Origin of the sequence: Pseudomonas fluorescens, assembly GCF_041354075.1 — a bacterium.
Classification (GTDB): Bacteria; Pseudomonadota; Gammaproteobacteria; order Pseudomonadales; family Pseudomonadaceae; genus Aquipseudomonas; species Aquipseudomonas fluorescens_CE.
In genome coordinates this window covers 376032-393620 of sequence record NZ_JARZGC010000001.1, presented here as the reverse complement: position 1 = coordinate 393620, position 17589 = coordinate 376032, and the positions used below count along the sequence as shown (strand labels likewise).

General features: G+C 60.5%; 18 protein-coding genes. 13 read left to right on the top strand and 5 right to left on the bottom strand.

Annotated elements, in window-relative coordinates; genetic code table 11:
* The first annotated feature begins 192 nt into the window (after window positions 1–192).
* Together QIW53_RS01975 and QIW53_RS01970 are read left to right on the top strand one after the other, a co-directional pair.
* Entirely contained in the window at window positions 193–1779 is a 1587-nt protein-coding gene (locus QIW53_RS01975) for an ABC-F family ATPase (RefSeq protein ID WP_371048016.1), read from the top strand.
* 203 nt (window positions 1780–1982) lie between these two features.
* On the top strand, window positions 1983–3170 hold the full coding sequence (locus QIW53_RS01970) for an MFS transporter (RefSeq protein WP_371048015.1): 1188 nt from the start codon (window positions 1983–1985) through the stop codon (window positions 3168–3170).
* An 86-nt stretch (window positions 3171–3256) separates the two neighbouring features.
* On the opposite strand, the gene QIW53_RS01965 is transcribed toward QIW53_RS01970, so the two are convergent.
* Window positions 3257–4294 (bottom strand): alpha/beta hydrolase family protein, encoded by a 1038-nt coding sequence (locus QIW53_RS01965; RefSeq protein WP_371048014.1) that lies wholly within the window; start codon window positions 4292–4294, stop codon window positions 3257–3259.
* 239 nt (window positions 4295–4533) lie between these two features.
* The gene (locus QIW53_RS01960; protein WP_371048013.1) at window positions 4534–5145 is read right to left on the bottom strand and encodes an FMN-dependent NADH-azoreductase; all 612 of its coding nucleotides are present in this window, start codon (window positions 5143–5145) and stop codon (window positions 4534–4536) included.
* Window positions 5146–5273: 128 nt separating this feature from the next.
* Between QIW53_RS01960 and QIW53_RS01955 the strand changes: the two genes are divergently transcribed.
* Window positions 5274–6182 carry a LysR substrate-binding domain-containing protein gene (locus QIW53_RS01955; RefSeq protein WP_371048012.1) on the top strand — a complete coding sequence of 303 codons (909 nt, stop codon included), beginning with the start codon at window positions 5274–5276 and terminating at the stop codon, window positions 6180–6182.
* On the top strand, window positions 6179–6538 hold the full coding sequence (locus QIW53_RS01950; RefSeq protein ID WP_371048011.1) for an MmcQ/YjbR family DNA-binding protein: 360 nt from the start codon (window positions 6179–6181) through the stop codon (window positions 6536–6538). Before QIW53_RS01955 ends, QIW53_RS01950 begins: the two co-directional genes overlap by 4 nt.
* On the opposite strand, the gene QIW53_RS01945 is transcribed toward QIW53_RS01950, so the two are convergent.
* The 3 genes from QIW53_RS01945 to QIW53_RS01935 all read right to left on the bottom strand — a co-directional run bounded on the left by QIW53_RS01945 (window position 6535) and on the right by QIW53_RS01935 (window position 8767).
* Window positions 6535–7419 carry a hypothetical protein gene (locus QIW53_RS01945; RefSeq protein WP_371048010.1) on the bottom strand — a complete coding sequence of 295 codons (885 nt, stop codon included), beginning with the start codon at window positions 7417–7419 and terminating at the stop codon, window positions 6535–6537. The genes QIW53_RS01950 and QIW53_RS01945 overlap by 4 nt on opposite strands.
* Window positions 7420–7517: 98 nt before the next feature.
* Window positions 7518–7940, bottom strand: a complete 423-nt coding sequence (locus tag QIW53_RS01940) for a DUF1294 domain-containing protein (RefSeq protein ID WP_371048009.1) — start codon at window positions 7938–7940, stop codon at window positions 7518–7520.
* Complete coding sequence (locus QIW53_RS01935) at window positions 7937–8767, bottom strand: undecaprenyl-diphosphate phosphatase (protein ID WP_371048008.1); 831 nt, start codon at window positions 8765–8767, stop codon at window positions 7937–7939. The genes QIW53_RS01940 and QIW53_RS01935 overlap by 4 nt, the downstream gene beginning before the upstream one ends.
* Before the next feature lie 295 nt (window positions 8768–9062).
* Here QIW53_RS01935 and QIW53_RS01930 point away from each other — a divergent pair, with 295 nt between their 5' ends.
* The 9 genes from QIW53_RS01930 to QIW53_RS01890 all read left to right on the top strand — a co-directional run bounded on the left by QIW53_RS01930 (window position 9063) and on the right by QIW53_RS01890 (window position 17543).
* Complete coding sequence (locus QIW53_RS01930) at window positions 9063–10697, top strand: methyl-accepting chemotaxis protein (protein ID WP_371048007.1); 1635 nt, start codon at window positions 9063–9065, stop codon at window positions 10695–10697.
* A gap of 209 nt (window positions 10698–10906) precedes the next feature.
* Window positions 10907–11470 (top strand): nicotinamide riboside transporter PnuC, encoded by a 564-nt coding sequence (gene pnuC / locus QIW53_RS01925; RefSeq protein ID WP_371048006.1) that lies wholly within the window; start codon window positions 10907–10909, stop codon window positions 11468–11470.
* Complete coding sequence (locus tag QIW53_RS01920) at window positions 11467–11991, top strand: AAA family ATPase (RefSeq protein ID WP_371048005.1); 525 nt, start codon at window positions 11467–11469, stop codon at window positions 11989–11991. The genes pnuC and QIW53_RS01920 overlap by 4 nt, the downstream gene beginning before the upstream one ends.
* 329 nt (window positions 11992–12320) lie before the next feature.
* A complete protein-coding gene (locus QIW53_RS01915; RefSeq protein ID WP_371048004.1) occupies window positions 12321–12764 on the top strand; it encodes a hypothetical protein in 444 nt (147 codons plus the stop codon).
* 1 nt (window position 12765) lies between these two features.
* Complete coding sequence (locus QIW53_RS01910) at window positions 12766–13338, top strand: adhesin (protein WP_371048003.1); 573 nt, start codon at window positions 12766–12768, stop codon at window positions 13336–13338.
* 51 nt (window positions 13339–13389) lie between these two features.
* Window positions 13390–14685, top strand: coding sequence for a heme utilization protein (locus QIW53_RS01905; RefSeq protein ID WP_371048002.1), 1296 nt, complete (start codon window positions 13390–13392; stop codon window positions 14683–14685).
* Window positions 14686–14748: 63 nt separating this feature from the next.
* Window positions 14749–15429 carry a C39 family peptidase gene (locus tag QIW53_RS01900; RefSeq protein WP_371048001.1) on the top strand — a complete coding sequence of 227 codons (681 nt, stop codon included), beginning with the start codon at window positions 14749–14751 and terminating at the stop codon, window positions 15427–15429.
* Between the two features lie 34 nt (window positions 15430–15463).
* Window positions 15464–16204, top strand: coding sequence for a hypothetical protein (locus tag QIW53_RS01895; protein WP_371048000.1), 741 nt, complete (start codon window positions 15464–15466; stop codon window positions 16202–16204).
* Between the two features lie 61 nt (window positions 16205–16265).
* Window positions 16266–17543: a hypothetical protein gene (locus QIW53_RS01890; protein WP_371047999.1), complete on the top strand. Its 1278-nt coding sequence runs from the start codon at window positions 16266–16268 to the stop codon at window positions 17541–17543.
* Window positions 17544–17589 lie beyond the last annotated feature (46 nt).

Sequence of the window (17589 nt, the reverse complement as noted above, 5' to 3'; positions counted from 1 at the left end):
GCTGATACCGCCAACGCATTCCAGGGCCTCAACGCCCTATCGTTTAAGGAGCCAGACCAGTACAATCGCCGCCAAACTTTGCGCCCCGTTGGTTGATGACGGGAATGATCCCCGCCTCAGCGCACTTCGACTCGGGCCAAGCGCGGTACTGCCGCCACCCTGGCTACTCTGAATGCTTCGCAGGAAAAACCTTTGATTTCTACAGCTAACATCACCATGCAGTTCGGCGCCAAGCCGCTTTTCGAAAACGTTTCGGTCAAGTTCAACAACGGCAACCGCTACGGTCTGATCGGCGCCAACGGCTGCGGCAAGTCGACCTTCATGAAGATCCTCGGTGGCGACCTCGAGCCGTCCGGCGGCCAGGTCATGCTCGAGCCGAACGTGCGCCTGGGTAAATTGCGTCAGGACCAGTTCGCCTACGAAGAGTACAGCGTGATCGACACCGTGATCATGGGTCACGAGGAGCTGTGGAAGGTCAAGGCCGAGCGCGATCGCATCTACTCGCTGCCGGAAATGAGCGAAGCGGACGGCATGGCCGTGGCCGAGCTGGAAACCGAGTTCGCCGAAATGGACGGTTACACCGCCGAATCCCGTGCCGGTGAACTGCTGCTGGGCCTGGGCATTCCCCTGGAACAGCATTTCGGTCCGATGACCGAAGTCGCGCCGGGCTGGAAACTGCGGGTGTTGCTGGCCCAGGCACTGTTCTCCGATCCGGAAGTGCTGTTGCTCGACGAACCGACCAACCACCTGGACATCAACACCATTCGCTGGCTGGAAACCATTCTCACGGCGCGTAACAGCACCATGATCATCATTTCCCACGACCGTCACTTCCTCAACAGCGTCTGCACCCACATGGCCGACCTGGACTACGGCGAACTGCGCCTGTTCCCGGGCAACTACGACGAGTACATGACCGCCGCGACCCAGTCCCGCGAGCAATTGCTGTCGGACAACGCCAAGAAAAAAGCCCAGATCGCCGAGCTGCAGACCTTCGTCAGCCGCTTCTCGGCCAACGCCTCGAAAGCCAAGCAGGCCACCTCCCGCGCCAAGCAGATCGACAAGATCCAGTTGGCCGAGGTCAAGCCGTCGAGCCGCGTCAGCCCGTTCATCCGGTTCGAACAGACCAAGAAGCTGCACCGCCAGGCCGTGACCATCGAGCAGATGTCCAAGGGCTTCGACGGCAAGACCCTGTTCAAGAACTTCAGCTTCACCGTCGAAGCCGGCGAGCGCGTGGCGATCATCGGCCCGAACGGTATCGGCAAGACCACCCTGCTGCGCACCCTGATGGGTGAGCTGAGCCCGGACGCCGGCACCGTGAAGTGGACCGAGAGCGCGGAGCTGGGCTACTACGCCCAGGACCACGCTCACGACTTCGAAGACGACGTCAGCCTGTTCGACTGGATGGGCCAGTGGACCCAGGGCGAGCAAGTGATTCGTGGCACCCTGGGCCGGATGCTGTTCTCCAACGACGAGATCCTCAAGTCGGTCAAGGTGATCTCCGGTGGTGAGCAAGGTCGCATGCTGTTCGGCAAGCTGATTCTGCAAAAGCCCAACGTACTGGTGATGGACGAACCGACCAACCACCTGGACATGGAATCCATCGAGGCGCTGAACCTGGCGCTGGAAAACTACCCGGGCACGCTGATCTTCGTCAGCCACGACCGTGAGTTCGTATCGTCCCTGGCCACCCGCATCATCGAGTTGAGCCCGAACGGCGTGACCGATTTCAGCGGCACCTATGACGACTACCTGCGCAGCCAGGGTGTAGTGTTCTAAAACACATTCCCCTGTAATGGTCGTCAACGATGACGCGGGGTACCTGATGCCCCGCGTCGTCCGGACGACCATCGCGAGCATGCTCGCTCCTACAGGGATGGTCGTCGGCTCACAGGCGGTATTTTAATCGTTAGCCTGCTTTCATTTATTTCCCGCTCGCGCCATGATGCAGGTCTCCCACCGCCGCCCGCGAACGAGCCCTCATGTCTGCGCAGCAACTGCCACCGCAAAGCTCCCTGGCGATCACCCTGCAGATCGTCTCCATCGTTTTTTATACCTTTATCGCCTTCCTCTGCATCGGCCTGCCGATTGCGGTGTTGCCGGGCTATGTCCATGAACAACTGGGTTTCAGCGCGGTGGTGGCGGGCCTGACCATCGGTTCGCAGTACCTGGCGACGCTGCTCAGCCGTCCGATGGCCGGGCGCATGTCGGACACGGTCGGCACCAAGCGCGCCATCATCTATGGCTTGTGGGGCATTGTGCTGAGCGGCGTGCTGACCTTGTTGTCCACGCTGCTGCAAGATTTTCCGCTGACCAGCCTGTTGATTCTGATTGCCGGTCGCTTGCTGCTGGGCGTCGCCCAGGGGCTGATCGGGGTCGGCACCATCAGTTGGTGCATGGGCCAGGTGGGCGTCGAGCACACCGCGCGCTCGATTTCGTGGAACGGCATCGCGTCCTACGGGGCCATTGCCATCGGTGCACCGCTGGGTGTGGTGATGGTGGCTGAATATGGCTTTGCCAGCCTCGGCAGCGCCTTGACCCTGCTGGCCGCACTGGGATTGCTGCTGATCCGCAACAAACCCTCGGTGCCAGTGGTTCGCGGCGAGCGCCTGCCCTTCTGGGCGGTGTTCGGGCGCATTGCGCCGTTCGGTGCCAGCCTGAGCCTGGCGTCGATCGGCTACGGCACCCTGACCACCTTCATTACGCTGTATTACGTCAACCGTGGCTGGACCGGCGCCGCCTACTGCCTGACGGTGTTCGGCATCTGCTTCATCCTGGCGCGCCTGCTGTTCGTGTCGAGCATCAGCCGCTTCGGCGGCTTCACCTCGGCCATCGCCTGCATGACCGTCGAAACCCTGGGTCTGGTACTGCTGTGGCTGGCACCGTCCACGGGCTACGCATTGCTGGGCGCAGCCCTGGCCGGCTTCGGACTGTCGCTGGTCTACCCGGCGCTGGGCGTGGAGGCGATCAAGCAGGTGCCCAATTCAAGCCGGGGGGCGGGGCTGGGTGCCTATGCGGTGTTCTTCGACCTGGCGCTGGCGATCGCCGGGCCGTTGATGGGGGCGGTGGCGTTGAACATGGGGTATTCGTGGATTTTCTTCAGTGCGGCGATGTTGTCGGTGACCGGGCTGGCCCTGACCCTGTTGCTCAAGCGTCGCGCGATGGCCTAGCAACGCGGCACTCCGTCGGCCTGTTGATGCCGAGGTTGGCTGACAGGACGCCTTCGCGAGCAAGCCCGCTCCCACAGGGTGTCTGATTACTGATCGGCCGTCTGCATCCCGGCGCGGGTCGGCTTGCCCAGGGTCCGGGAGAAGAACCGCCCGGCCTCCGAGATCATGTTGCGGTGGATGTCTACGCGATCCACGCCTTCGGCATCGGTGCACAAGCCCGGCATGGTGACGATCTGCTCGTCGTTGCACGGGGCCATGAACACGAAATGCCCGGCCCCGGCCAGCAATTTGAAGTCCGGCGCAGTGGGCAGTTTGCGCGCCAGCGCCGCCGCATTTTTGTCGAACGCCACCAGCTTGTCGCCGTCACCGCTGTACAGCAGCACCGGCACATGCACATCGGCCAGGGTATGGCGGCCGAACTTCAGGCTCAGCGGCGCCATCAGCAACAACGCACGCACCCGGGGGTCCGCGACCGGTTGCAGGTCATCGCGATCGACAATCACCTCACCCCGGGTATTGCACGCGTCGTGGTCATCCGGGCGCTCCTGGCAGTAGCGGCGCAGGCGATCCAGGTCCGGCGTCGCCCCGGACAGGATCAACGCCGTCTCCCCGCCCGCCGAATAGCCGATCACACCGACCTGATCGGCGTTGACGAACGGCGCGAGCATGCGGTCGCCCAAGGTGGCGGTAATGGCTTCGGAAATCTGGATCGGTCGACCGTACAGGTTGCTCAGGGTGCCCAGGCGGCTGTGGTCCCTGGAGTTGTCGCCGGGATGAATCACCGCCACCACCACGAACCCTTTGCGTGCCAGCGAGGTGGCCAGGTCATGCAGGGCCAGCGGCGTGCCGGTGTTGCCGTGGGACAGCATCAGCATCGGAAACCGTCCCATGGCGACGCGGGTGTCCTCCCCCGCCTCCACGGTATAACCCTCGAGTTTGCTGACGTGCTCGCGGTCGCTGGAAGGATAGAAGGCGATGGCCCGCATCGGTTGCAGGTCCAGCGGGTCGAGAAAGCTCAGCTCATGGAAGCCGACGCTCCAGTGAGGGTGCGGCGCAGGCGCGGCGTGCACTGAATTCAGGCTGCTGAGCAGGCAAATCAGTAAAGTTGCACAAAGACGCACCATCGGATGCCCCACCTCTGTTACCAGTCCGGAAAGCCCGTTCTCCTGCACCGCCTTAAGGCGGCGGGCTTGTACCGCGATGGCGGCCACCTGCAGAACGGGACGTTAAACCCTGGACTGCATAACCTGGGCCACAACACGAAGTATTCAGAAACAAAAAACTCCGTATCTGATACTTGCGCAATCAGAATACAGAGTTTTTTGAGGTGTTGCCCGAGCAGATTCAGATCTTTACGCAGGCCTTACGCAGCGGCAAACAATTGCTCGCTGATCTGCGCGTGAGCGTCGCTCATGGCTTTGTTGCGCACTTCCTCACCGTAGGCCAGGCCGTGAGCACGAACGAATTCGATGTCGGTAATGCCGAGGAAACCGAACATCACCTTCAAGTATTCTTCGTGGGCCACACCGGTGGCCTGACCGGCGTGCAGACCACCAGAGGTCGACACAATCACCACCTTTTTGTTGCCGCACAGGCCTTCAGGGCCGGCCTCGGTGTAGCGAAAGGTCTGGCCGGCGACGGCGATGCGGTCGATCCAGGCCTTGAGCTGGGTCGGGATGGTGAAGTTGTACATCGGTGCGGCAATGACCACAGCATCGGCGGCGAGGAACTCAGCCAGGGTCGAGGCGCTCAGCTCGGCCTCGTGCTGTTGGGCGGCATCGCGCAACTCGGCGGTGGTGCCGGCAGCGACCAGGGTGGTGGCCGAGAAGTGGCTGATGGCATCGCTGGCCAGGTCGCGGTAGGTCACCACGGCAGTCGGCTCGGCGGTTTGCCAGGCTTTGACAACTTCGCCGCTCAGCAAGCGGGAAGCCGAGTTGTCGCCAAGAATGCTCGAATCGATGTGCAGCAGTTTCATGTGGAAGCTCCAAGTGAGGACCGCTACGGGGCGATCTGATGGAGAGAATCCTACAATCGAAACCAATAGATGATTAGACGGCAACAATGCGATAGTTTGTCTCACTGATAGAACAATCGAGCGATCACATGCAGGACCTCAACGATCTCTTCTATTTTGCCAAGGTGGTCGAAGCCGGCGGTTTTGCGGCTGCCGGCCGCGTGCTGGGCATTCCCAAGTCACGGTTGTCGCGACGAATTGCCGAACTGGAAGAACGCCTCGGCGCGCGCCTGTTGCAGCGCACCACCCGGCAACTGAAGTTGACCGCCGTGGGCGAGCGTTACCTGCGTCACTGCCAGGCCATGCTGCTGGAAGCCGAAATGGCTGACGAGGCCGTGGCCAGCATGTCCAGCGAACCTCGCGGGCGCTTGCGGGTGTCGAGCCCCGTGGGCCTGGCCCATGAAATACTGCCGTTGGTGATCAGCCGGTTTCTCGACAAATACCCGCAGGTTCAGTTGGAGGTGATGCTGGTCAACCGCCGGGTCGACCTGGTGACCGAAGGCGTCGATGTCGCCCTGCGGGTTCGCGAACCCGGCGACGAAGATCCGTTGCTGGTGACCCGACGCCTGCGCCAGGCGCAGATGCTGCTGGTGGCCAGCCCGGACTTCCTTCAGGGCCGGACAATCAGTCATCCCGACGACCTGAAGGGCTTGCCGGCGCTCGGTGCCCTGGAGGCCGATCGCATGGTGCACATCCGCCTGCTCGACCAACAGGGCAAAAGCCACGAGATGTCCCTCGAGGCGCGGCTGGGTATCGACGACTTCATCGTGCGCAAGGCCTGCACCCTGGCCGGCCAGGGCTTCACCATGCTGCCGGTGATGTACTGCGAAGAGGAACTGCAAAGCGGCGCGCTGGTGCAGTTGCTGCCCGACTGGTCGCTGCCCGGTGGCTGGTTGCAGGCGGTGTACCCGCATCGACGCGGGGTGATGCCCGCCGTGCGCGCCTGGCTCGACCATTTGATCGAATCGTTCAATGCCTGCGGAGACCGATTGATATGAAGGCTGGACGAATGAGTGAAGAAGACGTCGCGCAATTCTGCCTGGCCCTGCCCGGCGCGCGGGAAGACTACAAATGGGGCGGCGTGCGGGTGTTTTCGATCGCCGGAAACAAGATGTTCGCCCTGCAGAATCTGCGGGGCGAATCCCTGGCCTTCAAGGTCGACAAGGACCTGTTCCTCGGGCATTGCGATCGCCCTGGCATTCATCCCGCGCCCTATCTGGCGCGAGCGCAGTGGGTGATCATGCAAATGCCCTACCCGCTCGGCGCCCAAGAGCTGCAAGCACTGTTGCAGCGTTCCCACCAATTGGTGGTGAGCAAATTGCCCAAGCGTACGCAGGTGGGGTTGTTGCTCTAAAATTGCCTGAGGTCCAGGCGGCCTTCTGTGTGCAGCAGTAACAGGGCATTGAGGATCAAGACCGTGTAGTCGTCAGCATTATGAGAATCGCTGCTTGACAGACTGGCTGTTGAATAGACGTTAAACTCACTTACGCCTTTCGTGCCGGCAAACACATAAGCGCTGTCAGTAGTATGACGCAGCAAGTGCGTAAGTTCGTGCAGCACCAGATACATGAAAAACTCATTGGTAAAACCTGTCACCCTGGGCGTGTAAATCTGGTTAACTCTCAGGCCGGCGGAATGAATCAACAGACATGACTCAACCCCCATGAACATCGGAAACGCGAGAGCAAATGGCGCCTCGAAACCTTTCACGAATTGATCGATTACCGGAAAATACACCGCATTATAAGTCTTGGCATCCGTGCGGATGATTTCGCAGACCAGTTCCGGCTTTTGAATCGCCGAGCGAAGGAGTTCAAGCTGCTCCCGCAAATATTGCCGATCTGTAAATAGCGCATCGATGACTTTGTTTAATGCGTCGCCGTCAGGGGTCACCGCAGCATCCCCAGGCTGCAGTGCCCGCAGGATGAAATCGACGCCTGCCGGTACGGCGATATTGATGAATTCATTGGTTTTCGCGAGCAAGGCGCTGTCGAGGGTCAATTCCGGTGTGACATCGCACTTGACCTTCTGGAACCGTTCAACATAGAGCCGCATACGGCTCTCGGACGGCGCGAAAGAGTCCAGTATGGCGTCATCGGAGAACTCATCCAGATTTTCGCCCCTCACTATCAGGGAGCGATTTTTTATATACGCGACTTTCTTTGCAGGCGAATAAGCCATGAATGCCGCCAACTTGTTCATGGCACTTTCGGTGGTGATCGTTTCTAATTTCATTGCCAGTCTCCAGACTATTGAGTTGCCGGAAACTAGCACGCACACCTGTCAGACGCTAAAGCGCAGTTGTAAGCCGATTTTCCGGCTTTGATAATCTTTCAGTGGAACCACTGGGTTTGCAAAAACAACTGATCAATCCAGAACACCTGGTGCAACACAACGATGGTCCAGAACAACACCTGAAACGACACTTTGCGCGTCTTGTGCCTGAACAGCTGCTGAGCCAGCAAGGCCCCGGGCCAGCCACCGGCGAGTTCCACCGCGTGCAGGACATTTTCCGGGGTGCGCCAGCCGTCGCGGCGGGCCTTGCGCTTGTCGCTCCAGTAGAGGAAAAACGCAACGACGCTGATGAGGCCGTAGGCCGTCAGCGGCACCCACGAAATCCCCTTCAACCCGAAGGACAACGAGCCGTACAGCGGCAGCGCGCACACCAGTGCAAACACCAGCAGTTTCAGCCGCAGGTGTTGCACCGGCCCGCCTGCGGGACGACCGGGCTGGCGAGGCGCGCGCGGGTTTTTCATCCCTGGGCGGAAGTCCAGTCAACCCAGCCGAACTGCCAGGTGGCCAGGATCAACAGGCCGAACGCAATGCGATACCAGGCGAACACCGCATAACTGTGGCTGGCGATGAACTTGAGCAAACCCCTGACGGCAATCATCGCGAAGATGAACGCGGTGACGAAGCCGATGGCGAACACCGGCAGGTCAGCCGGTTCGAACAGGTGACGGTACTTGAACCCCGAATACACCGCCGCCGCAACCATGGTCGGCATGGCCAGGAAAAACGAGAACTCGGTAGCGGTCTTGCGCGACAGGCCGAACAGCAGGCCGCCGATGATGGTGGCGCCGGAGCGCGAAGTACCGGGAATCATCGCCAGGCACTGGGCAAACCCGACTTTCAGGGCGTCTTGCCAACGCATCTCGTCCACGGTGTTGGCGTGCACCTTGTGCTCACGCTTTTCCGCCCAGAGCATGATGAGGCCACCCACCACCAGCGCAGCCGCCACCGTGATCGGGTTGAACAGGTAGTGGTGGATCAGATCGGAGAAAATCACCCCCAGCACCACCGCCGGCATGAAGGCGACCAACAGGTTGACGGTAAAACGCTGGGCGCTGGGTTGCGTGCGCAAACCGGTGACCACTTCCAGGATCTTGCGGCGAAACTCCCACACCACCGCCAGGATCGCGCCCAACTGGATGATGATGTTGAACGCGATGGCCCGTTCGCCACCGAAGTTGAGCAAGTCGGCCACGATGATCTGGTGCCCGGTGCTGGAAATCGGCAAGAACTCCGTCAGCCCTTCCACAACCCCAAGTATCAATGCCTGCAAGGCGGTCCAAAGATCCATCAATCCCCCAAAAGCGATGCGCGACGGCATGCCTCGATAGTATTTATTGCCAAACGTTGACTGTAATCAGCGCGGCTAGCAGCCCGCGCGCACAGAATCCCGACGGAGCCGTAAAAAATCCGTGAAAAATCAACTTGAATTCAGGTTTTTCCGCGCGGGGCCGAAATCCTATCAGACAAGCCTCGATAACGCTGCCACGTTATTGGACTTGGGTCGGATATGCCCGATCGACAAAGTGTGATGGGATTCTGGCGATCATTTATTACAAGAAGAAAAACACCGGAGTGACAGTGCTATGAACAGCTTGCGCAGTATGTCGATCAGCCGCCGCTTGTGGCTCATCTTGGTCGTAGCCGTCGTGATGCTCCTGACGCTCGGCGTGTTGATGCTCAAGCAGATTCACGATGACCTTTATTACGCCAAGGCGCAGAAGACCCAGCACGTGGTGCAGACCGCCAGCGGGATTCTGAGCTACTACCACGGCCTGGAAACCGCCGGCACCCTCACCCGCGAAGCGGCCCAGAAGCAAGCCTTGAATGCCGTGCGCGGCCTGCGTTATGACCAGAACGAGTACTTCTGGATCAACGACCTCACGCCCGTGATGATCATGCACCCGGTCAACCAGAAGCTCGATGGCCAGAACCTCTCGGCCATCCGCGATCCCGACGGGTTTGCCGTGTTCAATGAAATGGTGGCGCTGGCCAAGGCCAAGGGCGCTGGCGCGATCGATTACCGCTGGCCGAAGCCCGGCGCCAGCGATCCCGTGGAAAAAACCTCCTACGTCAAGCTGTTCGAGCCCTGGGGCTGGGTGATCGGCTCGGGCGTGTACATCGATGACACCCAGGCCGAATTCACCGCCCAGGTGTGGAAAGCTTCGGGCGTCGGATTGGGGATTGCCGCCATCATGGCGTTGCTGGTAATCCTGATCGCCCGCAGCATCGTGCGGCCTCTTCAGGAGACCGTGAATGCCATGGCCAACATTGCCAGCGGCGAAAGCGACCTGACCCGCAGCCTCGATACCCACGGCCAGGATGAAGTCACGCAACTGGCTCATCACTTCAACGCCTTTACCGCCAAACTGCGCGGGGTGATCAGTCAGTTGCAAGTGTCCGCCGGTGCCCTGGGCCAGTCGTCCAGCGAACTGGGTAACGATGCCGCCCAGGCCCAGCAACGCAGCCAGCAGCAGTCCCAGCAGATGGAACTGGTGGCCACCGCCATCAATGAAGTGACCTACGGCGTACAGGACGTGGCGAAGAACGCCGAGCAGGCCGCGAGCGAAATGCGCGATGCCGAATCCCAGGCGCAACAGGGCCAGGTCAACATCGACAGCAGCCTCGAACAGATCGACAAGTTGTCGTCCACCATTGACCAGGCCGTGGAGGTCATCCGCACCCTGGCCACCGAAAGCACCCAGATCGGCAGCGTCCTGGAAGTGATTCGCTCCATCGCCGAGCAAACCAACCTGCTGGCGCTCAACGCCGCCATCGAGGCTGCCCGGGCCGGCGAGCAAGGTCGCGGATTTGCCGTGGTGGCCGACGAGGTCCGCCTGCTGGCGCAGCGCACGCAGAAGTCCACTGCGGAGATTCAGTCAATGATCGAGCGCCTGCAAAGCCATTCCGAAGCGGCGGTCAAGGTGATTGGCGACAGCAGCCGTGCCTCCCAGTTGACCATCGAGCAAGCCGGCCTGGCCGGTGCAAGCCTGAATGCCATCGGTCAGGCGTTGCGCAATCTCAACGGGCTGAACACCTCCATCGCCAGCGCGACCCTGCAACAGGCCCACGTGGTCGAGGACATCAACCAGAACGTCACCCAGGCCGCCGGTCTGTCACACAGCACCGCACTGGCGGCAGAACAGTCGAGCGTGGCCAGCGTTCGGCTCAAGGACCTGAGCGAGCAGTTGAACGGCCTGCTCAAGCAATTCCGGGTGTAACCAGCGCCAGCAACGGGGCCATCAACTGTAGGAGCTGGCTTGCCAGCGATGAGGCCGGCACAGCCAGCATCACCAGCGCCTGACACTCCGCCATCGTCGGATGGCCGCCCAGACCAAGCCCGCTCCTACAGGTTCTGCGAGCAGGCTCGCTCCCGCCTGCGGCTGTCGGTACAATCCGCCTCCCTCTCTGCTGCCTCCAGGGTTCCTGTATGTCCGGGCTTGAACTGTTTGCCGCCACCCTCGGCGTGATCGCCGTCTGGTTGACGGTCAGGCAGAACCCTTGGTGCTGGCCGATCGGCCTGGTCATGGTGCTTCTTTATAGCTGGATCTTTTTCGAGGTGAAGCTGTACTCGGACATGCTGTTGCAGGTGATCTACGCCGCCCTGCAGCTTTATGGCTGGTGGCAGTGGACCCGCGCCGGCCACGCGCATCAGGGGCGCGATGTCAGTCGGCTGGGCGCATCGGCGCTGGTGTGCGGCCTGACCCTCGGCACGATCGGCAGCCTGCTGCTCGGTGCGGCCATGGCCCACTGGACCGACGCGGCCCAACCCTGGCTGGACGCCGCCCTCACCGCCTTCAGCCTGGTGGCGCAATTCTGGATGGCGCAAAAGCGCTTGCAGTGCTGGCCGCTGTGGATCGTGCTGGATTGCATTTTCGTCGGTCTGTTCATCTATAAGGGGATGTACCTGACGGCAGCCCTGTATGGCGTTTTCACCTTGCTGGCCATTCAAGGCTGGCGAACCTGGCGCAGCGATCCGCTGCTGCGCTCATGAAGGTTTTGGTGCTGACAGGGCCGGAATCGAGCGGAAAAAGCTGGCTCGCGGGGGAGATTCACGCCAATTTTGGCGGCATAGTGGTCGAAGAGTACGTTCGGCACTTTATCGAGAGACACGCTCGGGAAACCTGCTACGATGACATTGCATCAATAGCACATGGCCAGCTTACCTGGGAGGACGAGGCGCGGGGCAAACGACCGCCACTGCTGATTCTCGACACGCACCTGTTGAGCAACATCCTGTGGAGCCGCACGCTGTTTGGCGACTGCCCCCACTGGATCGAGCAAGCCTTGCGGGCACGGCATTACGACCTGCACCTGCTGTTGAGCCCTGAATCCGTTGGCTGGCATGACGACGGGCAGCGCTGCCAACCGCAACTGGCCGAACGCCAGGCATTTTTCCAGGCTGGCCGCCAATGGCTGGACCTGCACCGGCAGCCCTATCAGGTGCTGCAAGGCGATTGGACAGAGCGCAAGGAGGCAGCCTTCGCGGCGGTGAAACGCTTGCTCAAGGCCTGAGTCGGACGCCCGATCCTGCAAAAGCGTCCATCCCTGTAACACATGACACCACGCAAACCCGCGAATCAGAGCGGTCCAGGCATTCCCCCGAACATTTGTTGCGCCATTGATACAGCCTGGCTGCATCGATTTCGGCGAGCAATACCGCCCGTATTGACCCGCTTACCCCCCGCCTTTGTCTCAATGACGTTACACAGATTCCTCCCTCTCTCGAATTAATAAATCCAACCCCCTGTTTTCAAAAGAAAAAGCAAACACGGCACAGCTTCTGCTCTCTCCTTGCCAACGCTCGTTAGGGCCAGCGATCCAACCACAGAAGGAATTGCGCCGTGGTGAAGCTTGATAGAGGCATCTTCAGCCTGCTGCTGGTGGGGTGCGCACTGGGTTCAACCCTCACCCTCAGTCTGCCCGCCCAGGCCGACAACGGCCTGATCACGATCACACGCGACGTTCAACCCAGGATGGCCACTCGGGCACCCGTGATTCCCGACCCGAACCCGACGACGGTCAACGCCAACCCCTCCCAGTATGTTCTTCAGCAGACCAACGAGTTGAGTGACGGCGATTTCGCCAACGTCGCCAGCGGTGCAGGCATCACTCGCCTGGTCAACCTGGGCGGCACCAACATGGGCGGCAATATCAGCACGCAGAACCAGTTGGCCAATCAGCCCGCCGGACGCTCGGCGGGCGGCGGCAACGGGATCGCCAACATGGTCAATTCCAGCGTCCAGCAAGGCATGGGTGCGCTGAAAATCATTACCGGGGGCCAATAAGATGAAACGCACACTGCTGATCATCGCCCTGTCTGTCAGTGCATCCTCTTTTGCGCAATCACCAGTGGTCAATAACGCCAGCATCGACAACTCGGGTGCAAGGTACGAAGGCAACTTCGGGGTCAACCAGGCCGCTGGCGATCAACAGCAGCAGGCGAATGCCCGAGCCATTGCCATCGGCCATGACGCCAGCGCGACCACACAGATCCGCCAACGCCTGAACACGCCCGTCAACCCCGCCATGGACGCCAGTGCCAGCATCCAGGGCAATTCCTTCAGCAACGGCAGCGGCGCTCTGGGCGTCAACCAGAGCGCGGGCACCGGAACCCAGCAAGCCAACGCACTGCGCATCAGCATCAGTGCCCAGCCGCAAAGTCTCGACGACAGCGTCCTCATGCAACAAAACGTGGCGCTGCTCAACAACTCCGGTCCAACTGACTCCATCCCAGGCTCTCGCCAGGTCTCTACCAGCGACCAGGCTTTCACCGGGAGCCGTGGAGTCATTCAGTTGAACCAGAGCGCAGGGGTGGGAAACCGAATGGCCAACACCTTCAGCGTACGGGTCGCGGATTGACCCTAAACAGGTAAAAACAACACTTAACCTAAATAAGTACGGAGAATCACCATGAAACCTTCGATGGCACTCAAGCCTCTGGTTTTCGCAATTGCTGCGCTCATGGCTGTTGCTGTACAAGCTGGGCAGGACGATCGCCGTGGCCACGGCCACAACGGCAACAACAACCCACCGCCTCCAACCAGGATCAATGTTTCGGCAGACGCCACTGCCAACGACAGACAATCCAGCACCGGCAACCGCATCCTCAACCAGGGCACTCAAAACTCGGCGGAAATGAGCAGTTCCGCTTCCGGTGCCAGCGGTAACGTGGGTGTCAACGTGGCTGCCGGTAACGGCAACCAACAAGACAACGCAGCGGCCATCGCCAACGCCTCCTCCGATTCGAGCCTGGATAACAGTTTCGTCTTCGGTACGGCCACCGCCACTGCCAGGGTCTCGCAACACAGCGACAACAACATCGTCCACAATTACTCCACCACCAACTCTGCCGTGATGAGCGGATCGGGTAACGGTGGCAGCGGCAACATGGGCATCAACATTGCCGGTGGCGACCTCAACCAACAGAAAAACACCATGGCGATTGCCAACTCCAATTCGCCATTGGGTAACGCATCCGCCACCGCATCCGCCAACCAAAGCGGACCAGGCCTGGTTGTGAACAACAACGCCGATCGCACCTACAGCCTCGATACGGTGACGTTGACCACTACCCTCAGCGGCACGGCGTCCCGCAGCCACGATTCGAACCTGAGCGTTGACAAGAGCGCTTCGAGCAACTGGGCTGCCAGCGGCTCCAACGCCTTTGATGCCAGTGGATCAAAAAGCCACGATTCCAGTGGTTCCGCCAGCACCGATGCGAGCGCCAGCAGTGCGGCTTCCATTACGGCTGACCTGACCGCTGCAGCGGCTGCGGGTGGCTATGTCACCTGGAACAATGGCAATGGCGACCGCACTCGCAGCGCCGGTGTCGGTGGATCGCTGGAAGCCTCGCTTGATGCGTCCGTAGAAACCTCCAGCGAAAGCGCCACCGATTCGTCGTACACCAACGCGCACGACTCCTCGTTCACCAAGTCGTTCGAGTCTTCGTACGCCAAAGCTGGCGAGAAATCGTCCGCCTCGTCGAAAGACATCACGAAGAGCTACAGCGAAAGCAGCGCGTTCGAGCTGAGCAACACCGTGTCCTATCAGGTGCTGACTCCAATCGGCTGGGCTAACCCTGTGACCAACACCGCAACCCTGAGTGGTTCGGTCAACGGCGGCAGCGGCAACCTCGGTGTCAACGTGGCGGCGGGTGTAGGCAACCAACAAAGCAACTCGTTGGCCATCTCCAACCAATCGTTCTAATCGCTGTCTGCGGAGGCCCCCTGATGGGGGCCTTCTCTTCCACGCAACCGGAAGGCTCCGACCATGCGCATGATTGCCTTGGCTTTTTTGCTGTGCGTGACCAGCGTAATCGAGGCGGCCCAGATGCCGCTTTCCGTGTTACCCGGTGGCGCAGTGATCTACAAGCCGATCCAGAGCGTGCGTGAACGGAAATTCTCGGATCTGGTGCAACAGAAGACCGACTTCAGTTGCGGCGCCGCGGCGCTGGCAACCATCCTGCGTCAGGCCTATTGGCTGGACGTGAACGAAGATCAGATCATCGAGGGCATGCTGGCCCACGCCGACCAGGATCTGGTACGTGTGCAGGGCTTCTCGATGCTCGACATGAAGCGCTACGTGGAAAGCCTTGGCATGCGCGCCCGTGGTTACCGGGTCGCTCCGGAAACCCTGAACGACATCAAGATCCCCGTCGTGGTACTCATGGACATCCGTGGCTACAAGCATTTTGTGGTCTTGCAAAAAGTCCAGAGAGGCTGGGTGTACATCGGCGATCCGGTGCTCGGTCACAAACGCTACAAGGTGGACGACTTCGTCAAAGGCTGGAACGGCATCATCTTCGCCGTGATCGGCCAGGGCTACGACAAGGCCAACGCGTTGCTCGACCCGCCCCTGCCCCTGACCGCCAAACGGAACATCGACAGCTTCCACCCGGTGCAAGACGCAGAGTTGTTGGATTTCGGCTTTATCCGAAGTGACTTCTTCTAATAAAAAGGGAGCACGAGGCTCCGGGAGCATTCAAATGAAAACTCCAGCCTGGCTAGCGGTGGTCTGCATGGCCGCCAGCCTGCCGATCCACGCAGAAATTTTCAAACCCATCGAACTCAAGGATCAGGAACTGGCCAACCTGCGCGGTCGCTTCGTGATGCCGGGACGGATCGTCAGTTTCGGCATCGTCATGACCAGCACCTGGCAGAACGCCAACGGTTCGGTCATCGGCGCCAAGTCTTCGCTGATCGTCCAGCAAAACACCATCAAGCCGCAGTTCTATGTGTCGATGATCAATGAAAACGGCAACGGCACATCGACCGCGCAAGGCACCGGCAGCGTAACCGGCGGTGGCGGCCTCAACAGCACCAATGGCGTCACCCAGGTGGTGCGTGCCGCCGGCGACAACAACAGCGCCTACAACGACGTCGGCATCAACGTCAGCCGGGGTAACGAGGCGCCTGCGGCGATACCGCAGGGCGAAGTGCTTGCCGCAGGTTCCACCTTGTCGGGCGCCAATGAAGCGGGTTCGCTGAGCGTTTCCTCGACCGGCAGTGGCGTGCAACTCAACATCGTGGCCAACCACAACCAGGGCAGCACCATGCAGCGTCTGGCCCAGGGCGGGCTGATGCAGAACACCACGCTGCTGGGGGGTGGCAACCAGGTCCGCAACATCACTTCGCTCAATGTGGTGATGCGCGACAACGTGGCCACGGGCGCAGCGCTGAACGGAAATCTGGACCAGCTCAAAGGTCTTCGCACTCTCGGTTTTTGATCTACGCTGAGTTTCATCAGCGATAGTCAGAACGATGTAGTCAGAAGGGACGGCTAAACCCATGCACCGATCTTCAACGCTCAAAGTTGTCGTTTGTCTGAGTAGCCTGGCCCCGGCCACATTTCTATACGCAGCACCGGACCCCCAGGTCGAAGCACTAAAACAAGAACTCATGGAGCTCAAGCAACGTTACGAAGCACAACAGAACGCCTTGATGGTCCTCGAGCAGCGCGTACGCCAGGTCGAAGAAACTCCGGCGACGCCTGCTCCCAAACGCCTGGTCAAATCCCCTGCCACCCCCAGATCCGGGCAAACGGTGGCCGCTGGCGCGCCGGGCACCACAGGCAGCTCCTACGGCGAGTCGCTCAAGGATGATTCGGAACCGGCGCAAAGCGTGTCCAACCTGTATGACGAAGCCAGCGGATTCTTCGGTGGCGGCAAGTTCAGTGTCGAGACCGGCCTGACTTACACCCATTACGATACCCGGGCATTGACCCTCAACGGCTTCCTGGCACTGGATTCGATTTTCCTCGGCAACATCAACCTCGACCGGATCAAGGCGGACAACTGGACCCTGGACCTGACCGCTCGCTACAACCTGGCCCAGCGTTGGCAGTTCGATATCAACGTGCCTGTGGTCTACCGCGAATCGACGTATTCCTCAGGGGGCGCCGGTGGCGCTGGCCCGGTCACGTCAGACGCCACCGTCACCCGCGACCCGACCATTGGCGATGTCAACGTAGGCGTGGCCTACAAGTTTCTGGACGAGACGGCCGACCTGCCGGACGCCGTCGTGACCTTGCGGGTCAAGGCACCCACCGGCAAGGACCCCTACGGCATCAAGCTGGTCGAAGACCCGAACAACGACAACCTGGCGGTGCCCGAGGACCTGCCCACCGGCAACGGTGTCTGGTCGATCACCCCGGGCATCTCGCTGGTCAAGACGTTCGACCCCGCCGTGCTGTTCGGCACCCTGGCCTACACTTACAACGTGCAGGATTCTTTCAGCGACATCAGCCCTCAGGTCGGCTCCAAGGTCAAGGGCGACGTGAAACTGGGGGACTCCTGGCAAATCGGCGCCGGCATCGCCTTCGCATTGAACGAGAAGATGAGCATGTCGTTCTCGTTCACCGACCAGTTCGCCAAGAAGAGCAAGATCAGACCCGACGGCGGCGATTGGCAATCGATCACCAACAGCGACTACAACTCGGCCAACTTCAACATCGGCATGACCCTGGCCGCCACCGACAACCTGACGATCGTCCCGCAACTGGCCATCGGCCTGACCGAGGACGCGCCAGACTTCTCCTTCAGTTTGAAATTCCCGTATTACTTCTGAAACGCCACCCACAAAAAAAACCGCCGTCCTGGCGGTTCTTTTGTGG

Bases quoted from the DNA above. Each gene is read 5' to 3' on its own strand.
- QIW53_RS01970 (WP_371048015.1), top strand. From the start codon at position 1,983: ATGTCTGCGCAGCAACTGCCACCGCAAAGCTCCCTGGCGATCACCCTG.
- QIW53_RS01965 (WP_371048014.1), bottom strand. From the start codon at position 4,294: ATGGTGCGTCTTTGTGCAACTTTACTGATTTGCCTGCTCAGCAGCCTG.
- QIW53_RS01960 (WP_371048013.1), bottom strand. From the start codon at position 5,145: ATGAAACTGCTGCACATCGATTCGAGCATTCTTGGCGACAACTCGGCT.
- QIW53_RS01955 (WP_371048012.1), top strand. From the start codon at position 5,274: ATGCAGGACCTCAACGATCTCTTCTATTTTGCCAAGGTGGTCGAAGCC.
- QIW53_RS01950 (WP_371048011.1), top strand. From the start codon at position 6,179: ATGAAGGCTGGACGAATGAGTGAAGAAGACGTCGCGCAATTCTGCCTG.
- QIW53_RS01945 (WP_371048010.1), bottom strand. From the start codon at position 7,419: ATGAAATTAGAAACGATCACCACCGAAAGTGCCATGAACAAGTTGGCG.
- QIW53_RS01940 (WP_371048009.1), bottom strand. From the start codon at position 7,940: ATGAAAAACCCGCGCGCGCCTCGCCAGCCCGGTCGTCCCGCAGGCGGG.
- QIW53_RS01935 (WP_371048008.1), bottom strand. From the start codon at position 8,767: ATGGATCTTTGGACCGCCTTGCAGGCATTGATACTTGGGGTTGTGGAA.
- QIW53_RS01930 (WP_371048007.1), top strand. From the start codon at position 9,063: ATGAACAGCTTGCGCAGTATGTCGATCAGCCGCCGCTTGTGGCTCATC.
- pnuC (WP_371048006.1), top strand. From the start codon at position 10,907: ATGTCCGGGCTTGAACTGTTTGCCGCCACCCTCGGCGTGATCGCCGTC.
- QIW53_RS01920 (WP_371048005.1), top strand. From the start codon at position 11,467: ATGAAGGTTTTGGTGCTGACAGGGCCGGAATCGAGCGGAAAAAGCTGG.
- QIW53_RS01910 (WP_371048003.1), top strand. From the start codon at position 12,766: ATGAAACGCACACTGCTGATCATCGCCCTGTCTGTCAGTGCATCCTCT.
- QIW53_RS01905 (WP_371048002.1), top strand. From the start codon at position 13,390: ATGAAACCTTCGATGGCACTCAAGCCTCTGGTTTTCGCAATTGCTGCG.
- QIW53_RS01900 (WP_371048001.1), top strand. From the start codon at position 14,749: ATGCGCATGATTGCCTTGGCTTTTTTGCTGTGCGTGACCAGCGTAATC.
- QIW53_RS01895 (WP_371048000.1), top strand. From the start codon at position 15,464: ATGAAAACTCCAGCCTGGCTAGCGGTGGTCTGCATGGCCGCCAGCCTG.
- QIW53_RS01890 (WP_371047999.1), top strand. From the start codon at position 16,266: ATGCACCGATCTTCAACGCTCAAAGTTGTCGTTTGTCTGAGTAGCCTG.